At 59.1% G+C, this 11,818-nt stretch carries 12 protein-coding genes and 1 pseudogene; 8 read left to right on the forward strand and 5 right to left on the reverse strand.

The features are described 5' to 3' along the window. From HMPREF1257_RS12120 to HMPREF1257_RS11450, 3 genes and pseudogenes are all read left to right on the forward strand, one after another. A pseudogene (locus tag HMPREF1257_RS12120) lies at window positions 1-202 on the forward strand (IS256 family transposase); the annotation flags it as partial. A gap of 23 nt (window positions 203-225) precedes the next feature. Next, complete coding sequence (locus tag HMPREF1257_RS11445; protein WP_023027932.1) at window positions 226-591, forward strand: hypothetical protein; 366 nt, start codon at window positions 226-228, stop codon at window positions 589-591. 402 nt (window positions 592-993) lie between these two features. Then, window positions 994-2,790 carry a siderophore-interacting protein gene (locus HMPREF1257_RS11450; protein WP_232208524.1) on the forward strand — a complete coding sequence of 599 codons (1,797 nt, stop codon included), beginning with the start codon at window positions 994-996 and terminating at the stop codon, window positions 2,788-2,790. Between the two features lie 40 nt (window positions 2,791-2,830). Here the strand turns inward: HMPREF1257_RS11450 and HMPREF1257_RS11455 are convergent, their stop codons facing one another. Next, complete coding sequence (locus HMPREF1257_RS11455; protein ID WP_023025771.1) at window positions 2,831-4,192, reverse strand: DHA2 family efflux MFS transporter permease subunit; 1,362 nt, start codon at window positions 4,190-4,192, stop codon at window positions 2,831-2,833. Window positions 4,193-4,278: 86 nt separating this feature from the next. After that, window positions 4,279-4,722: a MarR family winged helix-turn-helix transcriptional regulator gene (locus HMPREF1257_RS11460; protein WP_034659394.1), complete on the reverse strand. Its 444-nt coding sequence runs from the start codon at window positions 4,720-4,722 to the stop codon at window positions 4,279-4,281. 317 nt (window positions 4,723-5,039) lie between these two features. On the opposite strand from HMPREF1257_RS11460, the gene HMPREF1257_RS11465 reads away from it, so the two are divergent. Beyond that, window positions 5,040-5,663: a hypothetical protein gene (locus HMPREF1257_RS11465; protein ID WP_023025778.1), complete on the forward strand. Its 624-nt coding sequence runs from the start codon at window positions 5,040-5,042 to the stop codon at window positions 5,661-5,663. Window positions 5,664-5,727: 64 nt separating this feature from the next. Here the strand turns inward: HMPREF1257_RS11465 and HMPREF1257_RS11470 are convergent, their stop codons facing one another. Next, on the reverse strand, window positions 5,728-6,168 hold the full coding sequence (locus HMPREF1257_RS11470; protein WP_023025780.1) for a DUF1990 family protein: 441 nt from the start codon (window positions 6,166-6,168) through the stop codon (window positions 5,728-5,730). Window positions 6,169-6,378: 210 nt separating this feature from the next. Here HMPREF1257_RS11470 and HMPREF1257_RS11475 point away from each other — a divergent pair, with 210 nt between their 5' ends. The 4 genes from HMPREF1257_RS11475 to HMPREF1257_RS11490 all read left to right on the forward strand — a co-directional run bounded on the left by HMPREF1257_RS11475 (window position 6,379) and on the right by HMPREF1257_RS11490 (window position 10,191). Continuing rightward, the gene (locus tag HMPREF1257_RS11475; protein WP_023025782.1) at window positions 6,379-7,470 is read left to right on the forward strand and encodes a S1 family peptidase; all 1,092 of its coding nucleotides are present in this window, start codon (window positions 6,379-6,381) and stop codon (window positions 7,468-7,470) included. Between the two features lie 238 nt (window positions 7,471-7,708). Beyond that, window positions 7,709-7,993 (forward strand): FeoA family protein, encoded by a 285-nt coding sequence (locus HMPREF1257_RS11480; RefSeq protein ID WP_023025784.1) that lies wholly within the window; start codon window positions 7,709-7,711, stop codon window positions 7,991-7,993. Between the two features lie 3 nt (window positions 7,994-7,996). Continuing rightward, the gene (gene feoB, locus HMPREF1257_RS11485; RefSeq protein WP_023025786.1) at window positions 7,997-9,934 is read left to right on the forward strand and encodes a ferrous iron transport protein B; all 1,938 of its coding nucleotides are present in this window, start codon (window positions 7,997-7,999) and stop codon (window positions 9,932-9,934) included. Further along, window positions 9,931-10,191 (forward strand): hypothetical protein, encoded by a 261-nt coding sequence (locus tag HMPREF1257_RS11490; protein ID WP_023025788.1) that lies wholly within the window; start codon window positions 9,931-9,933, stop codon window positions 10,189-10,191. The genes feoB and HMPREF1257_RS11490 overlap by 4 nt, the downstream gene beginning before the upstream one ends. On the opposite strand, the gene hisN is transcribed toward HMPREF1257_RS11490, so the two are convergent. Both hisN and HMPREF1257_RS11500 read right to left on the reverse strand, forming a co-directional pair. Beyond that, window positions 10,188-10,970, reverse strand: coding sequence for a histidinol-phosphatase (gene hisN / locus HMPREF1257_RS11495; RefSeq protein ID WP_023025791.1), 783 nt, complete (start codon window positions 10,968-10,970; stop codon window positions 10,188-10,190). The genes HMPREF1257_RS11490 and hisN overlap by 4 nt on opposite strands. Further along, window positions 10,963-11,799 (reverse strand): inositol monophosphatase family protein, encoded by an 837-nt coding sequence (locus HMPREF1257_RS11500; protein ID WP_023025793.1) that lies wholly within the window; start codon window positions 11,797-11,799, stop codon window positions 10,963-10,965. Before HMPREF1257_RS11500 ends, hisN begins: the two co-directional genes overlap by 8 nt. Between the last annotated feature and the right edge of the window lie 19 nt (window positions 11,800-11,818).

An 11,818-nucleotide genomic window follows, 5' to 3' on the forward strand; every position in this document is an offset into this window, starting at 1 on the left:
TAACGATGAATCCGCGCTCAAGACGCTGTGGTTGATGATCTGCAACATTGAAGACAAACGAGCCGCAAAGAGAGCGAAACAAGGCAAACGAGCCTCGGCTACCGCCAGCAGGCTCGTGGAAGGAGCCCGAGTTTCCGGCTGGAAACAAGCCATCAACCAAATGGCCGTAGCCTTTCCCGCCCGCTTCGACAAATACCTATAAACCTAGCCCCACACACAAACAACTTGACACGCTCCTTTGGCGCCGTTGCTGACCCTGAGGATCCGGGTGCATCCTTCATCTACGATCTAGGTATGAAGTTCCCGGAGAAACTGACTGACGGTACGGTTCCAGTTGATAAGGGCCGAGTCACGCTTTCTCCGGAAAACGTGTCCTACCTAGCCGCTGATTTTATGGTCATCTATAACCGCACCGGCTCAATCGAAGAAGTTGAAAATACTCCGGGATACAAAGATTTGCCGCAGGTGAAATCCGGTGCGACTCTCGCTGGTGACGAAGCGGTCGTCGCTGGACTCAACAACCCAACGAGCCTGAGCCGAGCTTGGGTGCTGGACAAGACGATGCCGACGCTGGAAAAGGTTGGAAAGTAGTTAAGGTCTGCACAACTCCGACGCCTGCTAGATGGGGCTCACCCCGCTGTTGCAGGTAGTCGCCAACGCCTTCCGATTTATCGGAAGGCGTTGTCTTAAATGGACTGTATCCAATGCAGTGGTGCGTCCATTCCTGCCTTTCCAGCCACGAAAGCTTGGCCCCAAGCTTTCCGCATAGTCACCCATCGGCGCAGAAAGATGACTGCATTAAAGGTATGTAGGTGAGCTGGACAATGCTTGGCGCTGGGAGAGGCGTGCAAAGCGTCAGCAAAACTAAATAAAAATTAGGCCATCGAACAAAGTGAAATAAAAGCCATCAAGACCGAGAGGGGAATGGTCTCAAAAATGCCAAGGAACAGCCGGAGCAGGGAAATTTATCCAATTTCCTACCGGGAATTATACGTGGAAAATATCGAAGATATATCGCCATCCATGCGGCGAATTACGTTCAGCGGGGAGCAGCTCCAGGAGCACGAACGCGATGGTATTTCCGTTCCTTCATTATTAAGCCATGGTTTTGATGACGACGTTCGACTCATCTTCCCGGATCCGGAGACTGGAGAGCGACCGCACCCAATCGCCCAAAACGATGGCAACCTCCTGTGGCCAGAAGCCGTTAAGAACTTATTCCGCACATACACGGTTCGCTACTTTGACGCTGTTAATGGGCTATTAGCAATTGATTTCGCGCGCCATGGTGAGGGCTTGGCCGAAAACTGGTCACAGAGTGCTCGCATTGGTGACCCCATTTTTGTGGCAGGCCCGAAGTCGTGTGCACAGTTGCCCACGCATACCGATTGGCTTTTCTTGGCAGGAGACGAGACTGCGCTCCCAGCCATCGGCCGCTGCCTGGAATCGCTCCCATCTGGGCATGATGCGATTGCGGTGGTGGAGGTTCCGACGAACGCTGATATTCAAAAATTAGACATTCCGGATTCAGTACAGATCCACTGGGCGATACGTGACCAGGGCGAGGGCTTCGTTGAAAAGGCTAGTGCGCTCTTTGAAGAGACCGCTGACTCACAATTGCCTAGGGGCGAAGCATATGTATGGGCGGCGGGGGAGGCCTCCCGGCTGAAAACACTGCGGCGTTTGTTTAAGGCTTCCGGAATCGCCCCTGAGCATCAGGAAATTACAGGTTACTGGCGGCGAACTAGCCGGAAAGATGGCAAAGAAAGCGCATCGAGCAGCAATAGTGTTTTGCACAATATTCATGATTTGGCTGAGTTGAATTCAGCCTTTGCGCTCCGCACTGCAGTACGTTTAGGGCTATTCCAAGAGATCGACGCGGGTGCCAATACTTTTCCTGCCCTTGCTGCTGCGGCAGACCTTCACGAGGAGGCGTTACGGAGGTTTATCCGTTACCTAGCTGCTCTTGAACTCGTCGAAGTCAGCGAAACCACCCTCACCTTGACTGCAATGGGAATGGAGTTAGCGGACCCAGATTCCAATGTGGTGCGTTGGCTCAGCGGGCCGGCGCATCTTGAGGCGATGGCGCTGATGCGCCTTGAGCATAGCCTTCGTACCGGTGAGGCGGCACCGCAAGGCGAACAGGGATTGCCGTGGTCAGAATATGTGAGCCGTGACCCACAACTCGCGGCCGAGCGCATTGAGCAAAAGAATATGAGCGCTGGCTGGACTGCTCCGTCCGCAGCACAGGCGATGCAGCACTATCTGAATGATACCGCTCGCGTTCTGATCATTGGCCAGGGAGGTGCAGTATATGCAGATGAAATTCTCCGGCGATGTGAGCATGCCCAGAGCAGGGTTATCACCGATGCTTCCTCGGAAGCAGTGCTACGGGAAATCGCAGGAGCTTCTCGTGAACGGTGCGAAACGAGTGGCGATGGAACTGGCTTTAATCCCACTGAGGCGGACTATGCGTGGGCAACTGATGTAGTCTTCATTGATCCCTGGAGTGTCTTTGGCAACGCAGAGGTGACTGCCCAATTAGGTCGCGCCACTCACGGGGATGCGTTCCATCGGGCTTATATCCTTTCCGAGGTTCTGGAGGAAACCGGCGGCGATGAGCATTCCTATGAAGAGGACTTGGTGAGGCTTTCCATGTTCGGCACCAAGGTGCCGACACAGGAAGATGTCAGCGCTGTTGTCGCTGATAGCGGCGCTCTATTTTCTTCTGCCACGGCTGTTGGCTGGGGTAAACACCTTTTCGTCCTGGAGGCAGAAGCGAATTCCTAAAGAGGAGCCTCGGTGGGCCAAACGCCTCGAGCTTCACCATTTATTTCCGGACTACGGTTGCACGCGGGAGCCGGGTGGCCGTTGCGGCCATAAGCGTGGTGAACACGGTGAAGTAGGCGAATGTTGTCCAGCTGACCCCGTGGGTGAGGGTCATCAGCACCGTGCAGACTGACACACCGAGTGCGCTGCCAAGTTGGGTCGCTATGCGGCCTGCAGCGCTGGCATGGACGACTTCATCTTTTGTTAAGCCGTGGTAGGTCGCGGACATCGTGAGTACCGTAAGGGCTCCGATACCGCCGCCGCGCACGAATAGCCCGCAGCCTTGAAGGATGAGCCAGCCTGCCGCCTGGCCGGCGGGTAAGGCGAAAGGTAGCGTTCCGATAATAGTGGCGACAATGCACATGTATACGGTCTTCCGCGTACCCCATCGGGCGATGAATTTTTTCGATGCCGAGCGGCTGAAATAGGCGCCCACGCTTTGTAGGGCCAGCAGAAGTCCCGCATGCAATGCGGTGTAGGCGTAGTTGCTCTGGTAGTGCAATGGGATAAGGAAGAGCCCGCCATAAAACACGGTGCTTGCAATGGCCAGTGTTGCCCACGCTGAGGAAAAGGAGGCGTGGGTAAATAGGCGGACATCGATAAGCGGCGATGACGCCCGGAGCGCATGCAGCACAAAGTATCCAATCAGCCCCGCGCCGGCGGCGAGAAGAATTCCGCTTGCCCAAGAACTCATGTGCCCGATGGTGGTAAAGCCATAGACCGCCGCGAGCAAACCGGGGGCGAGCAAGAGGTATCCCGTGCGGTCTAGCTGGGCTGCAGGATCTGCTGGGGTCCGTTCTAGATAATGCACGGCAAGGGCAATAGCAGCGATGCCGATGGGGACGTTGATGAGGAAGATGGCGCGCCAGCCGATGGCATCGACAAGCAGCCCGCCCAGTAGCGGGGCAATCGCAGGCGCAATGACCGCTGGTAGACCGATTGCGGTGATGGCGCGTGTGGCCTGGTCCTTTCCGGCATTAGTGACGATGAGGGTCTGCATTACCGCCACCGAGAAGCCCGCCGCGAATCCCTGCAGGACGCGGAAGGCGATGAGCATGTCTATATGCGTAGAGACCGCGCACAGGATTGAAGCGATGGTAAAAACTGCCAGGGCGGTAATCCAGAGATTTTTGGCGCCGAAGCGGCGCGTTGCCCAGCTGCTGAGCGGAATGGCCATGGTGGAGGCCAATCCGTAGCTGGTGATGACCCATTGGGCGAGAACTATCGGTGCGTGGAACGCCTCGCCAATGGAATGAATGGCGACGTTAACGATGCTGATATCTAGCAGCGGCAAAATTGAGCCGAAGACTAGGGCGATGACGACCCGCCTAGTCTGGGGGTCGAGTTTTTCTTCTTCCTGCATGAGGGGTTCCCTTCGGAGTGTGTGCGCGTGCGCACATGGCGTGGTGAGGTGTGGTCATGATGGAGATAGTGATGGAGGTGTGTGGGTTAAGGGGCGAATGGTCCGTCGTGGGTGAGGGCGGTGAGCATTTCCGCGAATTGTTGTTGCGCGGGTTCCGGCCAGCGGGCGAGGAATTCTTCCAATTTTTGGGTCAGGCGTGAGCGCATTACGGCGACGTTGTCTTGGCCCAGTGGGGTTAGCGACAGTTGTATCCACCGCGCGTCGCGGGGATCGGTAGCGCGCGCGATGAGCCCGGCTTTTTCTAAGGCCGAGGCGTGGCGGGATACCACCGAGCGGTCCAGGCCGATGACGGTGGCGAGCTCTTTCGGAGTGGAGGGACCACAGCGGTCTAGGCCGCTGAGTACTAAATACGTGGATTCATTGATTTCTTCACCGAGCCCCTGGGTGAGGTGGGCGTACATGCGTCGGCGGAGGCTGCGCTGGGAAAGGAGTCCCAGTGCGTCGGCGACTTGTTTGCTTGGAGTGTCCATGCCAGCAGGATACATGCAGAGTGCACGCGTGTCTAGTGCACGCGTGTTTATTGCACACTAATTTTGGCGAGATGATCGCGGTGAAGGAGTGGAAGGCGTCCATAGCAACCGCGTTTGTCCATATTTCGGCCCGATTTTTGACGAAACGCGGTTGCTTTGGACAGCCTGAGGCTCAGCCGTATCTCTTACTGAGGGGAGGAGTATCGAAATCACAAATGAGCCTTCCGGTTTTCCTATTCCGGTTCCCCGTGCACGCACTTTAACTTTCTGGAACGCTAGGATGAGAAAGAATAGATCTAGTTAAGGAGTACAAAGCAATGGCTAAAGAAACTGCACGCGCCCTTGGGCACGAGGTAGACGTGGACCGCGAGAAGTTTACCTACCTGGCATCGACTGATGCCGAGGGCAACAAGATTGAATCCGGCAAGGTTACTGCAGCGGGAGCTGGGGCAGCAGGGGCCGGTGCCGCGGGAGCTGCTGCTGCCGGTGCCGCTGCAGCGGCGAACGCGGATGAGCAGAATGATTCCGTGACCCAGAGTGATTACGAGCCGAAGAACCACGTCGTTACCGGCGCCGAGGAAGAACACGTCGCCGCCGCGTCCGAGCAACCGGATCTGCAGGAACAGCTGGATGAGGACAACGCGGACTATGAGCCCTCAGAGCACGTCGTGGGCGAGGCCGAAGAAGAACACATCGGCACCGCACCAGAGCAGCCGGAAGAGGATGCGGCAGATGATGAACGCGATGACTTCGATGACCTGAAGGGCAAGGTCACCGAGGCCGGCAATGTCGTTGAAGAAGCCATCAACCGCGCTAAGGACTTCGTGGAAGACAAGGCGCAGGAATACCAGGACGGATCCGGCAAGAAGGGCGGTTTCTTTAACCGCGTGAAAGACGTTGTGCGCGAAGCTCGCGATAACCTCGACGAGAAGCGCAAGTAGTTAACTACGTCTGGGCCGCTGCTTTTCCCGTAGAGGGAGAGGCGGCGGCCTTTGTGCTGCCGCGCTAGTCCAGCGCGTGCAGGTAGAACCGGCGGATAAGGATGCGGCGGGGGATATCGACAAGCGGGCGCAAGAAGGGAAGGAAGGGCTCGGAGGCGGCATCGATAAGCAGCAGCGTCCGCCCATCGCGCAAGCGCTCCAAGGTAAAGGTTTCCTCACCGCGCTCGAGGTGACCGGGCAAGGTGCCGTAGGTAAAGCCGCAGCGGCCATCATTGGCGAAGGTCTTGACCACGCGGCAGCGGAAATCGAACGGGCCAAGGCCTATGGTGACCTCGGCGCCTTCTTGTACGACCTGGTGGGTGGGGTGCACACGGAAAAGGCCGCTGCGCTGGATACCCCAACGAAAGAGCCGGTGGGCTGCGGTATCGAAATCCGCGTCGATGACCCTGCTCATGTGCAGCTGCGGAAATCCGGCGGTATCGGAATAAGAAAGCGGCTCTGGCATCTTAAGTCTCAGCGCTAATCTGTGGGGAGCTCATGGGGTGAAGAATAGGGCATCGAAAAGTTTTTGGGTACGGATTAATAGTGTGATCACCCCCGAAACCTGAAAGAACGGTAACGGCTTGGAAACAGTCACAGGACTGAGCTGCTTTCACACGTCATCCATGTCAGGATTTAGCTAGCACGATTCTGACAACTGAAAGAAGGTACTTTGATGCTTCGCATTCCGCACCTAAAGAAAGTCCTGGTGGGCTCGGCTTTCGCTGGTGCGTTTTTCTTGGGTTCCCCGGCAGCAGGCGCCCAAGAACTGCCCCAACCGGATATTGACTCGGCAGGGTTAATCAACCAAGTGCGCGATGGCCTCGCGGACTTTGGGATTGAGACCCCAGAGGTGGATAAGCAGGTCACCGATACCGTGGATTCCGCGGTGCAGAACGCGCGCGATACGGTGGCGAATAACGTCCAGCAGGGGGCTCAGTACGCGGAGCCGGCCACCAACCCGAATCCCTTCGGGCTGCTGGAGCAAGCCACCCAGGTAGAGCAAAAGCCGCTGGGTAATAATCCCAACTACCAGTGGAAAAATGATGGGTTTTCCAAGGTAGCTGCGGGCAAGCCCGATTCGGACTTTGTTCTGCACCGCGTGCCGGGTTCCTTGTTCGATGCCCCGCGCATTCCTGAAGAATCCGATGTTGCCATGAACCAGGGCAAGTCCCTCTATGGCCCTGGAACTCCCATCTATATCAATGGTGACACCATGTGCACCTTGAGCGTTGCCGGCAATGACGATGCCGGTCGCAAGGTGGGGCTGACCGCGGGGCACTGCGGCAATGAGGGTGATGCCATTACCTCGGCCGATTCCGATCACATTGGCCCGACGGGCACCATCGTGGCCAAGAACGACGAGCTGGATTATTCGGTGATCGAATTCGGCTCTAATGCTGAGGTCACCCGCACCTACAACGGGATTACCGTTAACTCCCTGGGCGGAACCGTAAACCCGGGTGAGACCGTATGCAAGCAGGGCGTTGCCACCGGCAAGACCTGCGGTATGACCTATCAGCAGGCACAAAGCATCCAGGTCAACCAAGTCTGCGCCATGATGGGCGATTCCGGCGCGCCGCTGCTCGCTGGTGACCGCCTCATCGGTTCCATCTCCGGCGGCTTCCTGCCGGTGAACTTCCCGTGCCGCACCCCGCTGCAGGGTGCGGTTCACAACCCCACCGCCGCTACCAACATGGACACCGTGTTGGCGGATATGAACCGCCGCGGTGGCGTTGGCGCAGGGTTTACCTTGCCCGAAGCATAAACCGCGAAGCAGATAGCGCCCCGTTCAGCCTTGAGAGCCGCACGGGGCGCTTTTTATGTGCAATTTCTATGGGCGCATAACGCGCATGTGTCCCGCCAAAGTGGGGGAAGCGCAGGATAGCCTTGCCTGCAACCAAAGACATAAACTAAGGTGAGACTTACCTATTGTCCATTTAGGAATAGTCAATATCTGCTGTGGCTAACGCTTCCACAGCGAAGTTTGAACTGAGGTTTCCCCCATGCACAAAACCCATTCCACCCCACCAGAAACCGGGCCCATGCGCGCGGATCAAGCACCCACTGACGCCGTGGTGGAACTATCCGCTGATTGCCTGCACAACGCGACCGAGACCCAACCGGCACTGGCCGTGCGGCTGCGCGAGCTGGGCTTTCGTCCTGGTACCCGGGTGCAGATCGGCCGCACCGTTGCCGGCGGTGCGCGCGTGGTCAGCGTAGGCACGGCCCGCTATGCGGTGGATGCACACACGCTGCGCCAACTCGAAGTCATTCCGTTGGAGGCATAAGCGATGGCACATAACTCCACGGCCCCAGCAAGCTGCCACAGCACCTCCACCATGCGGATAGCGGCGGAAGGCACGCCGGTGCTCGCACTGGTGGGCGCGCCCAACTGCGGAAAATCCACCCTCTTTAACGCATTGACCGGAGCGAAGGTCCAGACCGGCAACTGGCCGGGCACCTCCGTCGAGGTCAGCCGCGGGCTCTGGAATGCGCAGCCAGAGGCCTTTGACATCATCGACCTGCCCGGCGCCTATTCACTTGAGCCCATGAGCCCGGATGAGGCCTTTACCAAGCAGATGCTCATTGACTGCCCGGCAGACGAGCGCCCTGATGTCGTCGTGGTCCTCGTGGACGCAACGGCCCCGGCCCGCGGGCTCAACTTGGCGCTGCAAATTGCCGCCGAGCCATACCGCGTGGTCATCGGCGTGACCAAGGAGGATATGGCCGAGCAGCAGGGCATTAGCATCGATACTGAAGCGCTCTCCCGCGCCACTGGCATGCCAGTGGTCAGCGTCAATGGACGGCGCCGGCGCAACCTCGACGGGCTGGAAACCACCGTGGCACAGGCCATGCGCGCCGAGCCAACCATCATCCGCCAGGATTCCGGCCTGGATCAGCGCTTCGCGGATCTCGATGCCGCCGAAAAGGCCGCGGTCCACCGCGTGGAGGTGGGCGAGACCCTCACCCAGCGCGTGGACCGCGTGGTGCTGCACCCGGTGGTGGGCCCGCTGTTCTTCCTCGCGGTGATGTGGGCGGTCTTTTTCATCACCACCACGGTGGCAGGGCCCATGCAAGATGGCCTCGAAGACCTTGTCACCGGTCCGGTCTCGGACGCGGCCCGCGCCGGGCTCGAAGCCATTGGTCTGGATCACTGGCTGATTTCGGGCTTGCTTGTTGATGGCCTCATTGGCGGCGTCGGCATGGTGCTGACCTTCGCCCCGCTGCTGGCGCTGATGTTTCTGTGCTTAGCGGTGCTGGAGGATTCCGGCTACATGGCGCGCGCTGCGGTGGTCACCGATAGGGTCATGCGCTCGATTGGCCTGCCTGGCAAGGCCTTTATCCCCATCGTGGTGGGCTATGGCTGCAACGTGCCAGCGATTTCGGCCACGCGCGTGCTTGGCGATGTCCGCCACCGCATCCTTACCTGCCTGCTTATCCCCTTCACCTCGTGCTCGGCGCGGCTTATCGTCTTTATGATGCTGGCGCAGGTCTTTTTCCCAGAGCACGCCGGATCGGCGGTCTTTGGCATGTACGTTCTGTCCATCGCCCTGGTGGTGGCCGTGGGCCTAGCGCTGCGCAAAACGGTCTGGCGCGCCATGCCGTCCGAGGCGCTCGTTATTGACCTGCCTTCGTATCAGCTGCCCACGTTCAAGCTATCGCTTTCGGTCATGTGGGTGCGCCTGAAAGGATTTCTGCATACCGCAGGTGGCATCATCGTGGCCACGGTGGTGGTCATTTGGCTGCTCATGTCCATCCCAGTTACCGGTGGCCACTCCTTTGACGAGGAAGCCGTCCCGCCGGAGGACTCGGCGTATGGCGCGGTATCCAAGGCAATTTCCCCGGCGTTTGCGCCGGCCGGTTTCGATTCGTGGTCCCTGACCGGCCCGCTGGTAACGGGCTTCGTGGCGAAGGAAACATTGATTTCCACCTGGGCGCAGACCTACGCCGTCGATGACGTCACGGATGCGGATCCTGAGGAACAAGCCGAGTCTTCGCTGGCCGATCACATCCGCAGCGACTTCGACGCCGCCTCCGGTGGGCACGGGCTAGCCGCGGTATGGGCGTATATGGTCTTCCTCTTGGCCTATACCCCGTGTGTGGCCACGGTGGCCGCGCAGCGGCGCGAAATTGGCTGGAAGTGGACGCTCATTGGCTTTGCCCTGCAGCTCGTCACGGCTTGGGTCTTGGCCGTCGGCGTCTTCCAAGTGCTGAGGTTATTCCTATGAGCCCTACAGACAAGGTAAAAGAAGCGATCCGCGGCGGTCACTCCACGCCCGCGGATATCGCCCGCGCGACGGGTTTAGGACTGGGGACGGTGGAAGTAATCCTCGCACACTTGGAGCACAGCGCGCAGCTCGTGCGCGAATCGCTCTTCTCGTGCCCGACGGGCGGCTGCGGAAGTTGCTCGCACAGTGATGGCTGCTCCGGCGCCGAGGGCGGGCGCCGTGAACCGGTCCTATTGAAGCTTTCGGCCCGCCCTTAATCCTGCAGCATCTGCAAAGCGGCCTTGTGCAGGCGGCCATTGGAGGCAATGGCTGATCCGCCGTGCGGCCCAGGATTGCCGGAAAGATCCGTAAACGTGCCGCCGGCCTCGGTCACCAGCAGGGAAGGGGCGGCGAGATCCCAGAGGGAGACCTCCGGCTCGGTGGCGATATCGACGGCGCCTTCTGCCACGAGGCAGTAGGACCAGAAATCGCCGTAGCCGCGCAGGCGCCACGTCTTATCCGTGAGGTTGAGGAATTTATCGCGCAACCCTCGCTCGGACCAGCCGGTCAACGAGCTCATGGCTAGGGAAGCATCCCCAAGTTTTTCGATCTGGGAGACGTGCAGGCGCTTTGGCTCGCCGCCAAAGACACGGTAGGCACCGGCACCCTTAGCCGCATACCAGCGCCGGCGCAGGGCAGGCGCGGAGACCACGGAGACGACCGGTTCGCCGTCCTCGAGCAGGGAAATAAGCGTGGCCCATACCGGCACGCCGCGCACGAAGTTCTTCGTACCATCGATGGGATCGATGACCCACTGGCGGCCTTCGTAGCAGGCCTGGCCGCCGAATTCTTCGCCTAAAACCTCATCGCGCGGGCGGGAGCGCTTCAGCGAATCGCGGATGTGCTTCTCGCAGTTGAGATCCGCATCCGAAACCGGGGTCAGGTCCGGCTTTTCCTTGACGGAAAGGTCGGTGGCCTCGAAACGGTGCATCGTGACCACATCGGCGTGACCGGCTAACTCGAGCGCGAGACCTAAGTCTTCTTTGAACTTACCCACGGAGCCATTCCTCCATTTGTTGAACTACTTGTTTATTTCCGGCCAAGCACCACTCGACGCCACCGGCTTCTACCTTGCGGGCCGCACCACCGGCGGCCTCAATGAGAACCTTGCCGGGGAACCAATCCCAATCTGCTACCGAGTGCTGCATCCATGCGCCCCACGTGCCTTCTGCCACGGAGGCCAAGTCCACCGAACCGGCACCAAGCATACGGACTGTAGCAAAGTTTTCGGCCACCCGCTGCCACGCGGCACGAATTTCTGGATCCGCCAGCGACGTTGGGTGTAGGTAGGACGAGAGAGAGATTTCTTCTGCCGGCTTATCCTGCAGCTTGGCAACGTCCTTGCCATCGAGCGAGGTGGGATAGTCGCGCCCGCCAAACCAGGTATAGCCCATGGCGGGGCGGTGGACGGCGCCGAGGGCGACCCCGGAGGCATCGGTAAGCGCGAGCGCCGAGCACCAATAATCCGAGCCAGAGGTGAAATTGTAGGTCCCATCGACCGGATCGATGACCCAATTGCGCCCAGACTGGGACTCGCGGGCCGTGCCTTCCTCACCCACGAGGCCGTCCTCAGGGCGCACGGCCTCTAGCACGCCGGCGATAAAGCGCTCGGCGGCGCGGTCCGCATCCGTAACCACATCAGAAATAGAGGATTTCTGCTCAACCGAGACGCCCATCTCGCGCAAGCGCCAAGCCAAGCGTCCTGCGTTATACACAAGCGCCTGCGCCAAATGGGCATCCCCATCGTCAGCATGCGCGACAATAAACGTTTTGATGACCGCATCGATCATCTCCTGCAAGCTTGGCTTTTGATCCATGCACACCATTGTCACCCTAAATCCAACC

It is taken from the genome of Corynebacterium sp. KPL1814, from assembly GCF_000478175.1.
Classification (GTDB): domain Bacteria; phylum Actinomycetota; class Actinomycetes; order Mycobacteriales; family Mycobacteriaceae; genus Corynebacterium.

Bases quoted from the DNA above. Each gene is read 5' to 3' on its own strand.
- HMPREF1257_RS11465 (WP_023025778.1), top strand. From the start codon at position 5,040: ATGGCTAAAGAAACTGCACGCGCCCTTGGGCACGAGGTAGACGTGGAC.
- HMPREF1257_RS11490 (WP_023025788.1), top strand. From the start codon at position 9,931: ATGAGCCCTACAGACAAGGTAAAAGAAGCGATCCGCGGCGGTCACTCC.
- HMPREF1257_RS11460 (WP_034659394.1), bottom strand. From the start codon at position 4,722: ATGGACACTCCAAGCAAACAAGTCGCCGACGCACTGGGACTCCTTTCC.
- HMPREF1257_RS11475 (WP_023025782.1), top strand. From the start codon at position 6,379: ATGCTTCGCATTCCGCACCTAAAGAAAGTCCTGGTGGGCTCGGCTTTC.
- HMPREF1257_RS11500 (WP_023025793.1), bottom strand. From the start codon at position 11,799: ATGGTGTGCATGGATCAAAAGCCAAGCTTGCAGGAGATGATCGATGCG.
- feoB (WP_023025786.1), top strand. From the start codon at position 7,997: ATGGCACATAACTCCACGGCCCCAGCAAGCTGCCACAGCACCTCCACC.
- HMPREF1257_RS11480 (WP_023025784.1), top strand. From the start codon at position 7,709: ATGCACAAAACCCATTCCACCCCACCAGAAACCGGGCCCATGCGCGCG.
- HMPREF1257_RS11455 (WP_023025771.1), bottom strand. From the start codon at position 4,192: ATGCAGGAAGAAGAAAAACTCGACCCCCAGACTAGGCGGGTCGTCATC.
- HMPREF1257_RS11470 (WP_023025780.1), bottom strand. From the start codon at position 6,168: ATGCCAGAGCCGCTTTCTTATTCCGATACCGCCGGATTTCCGCAGCTG.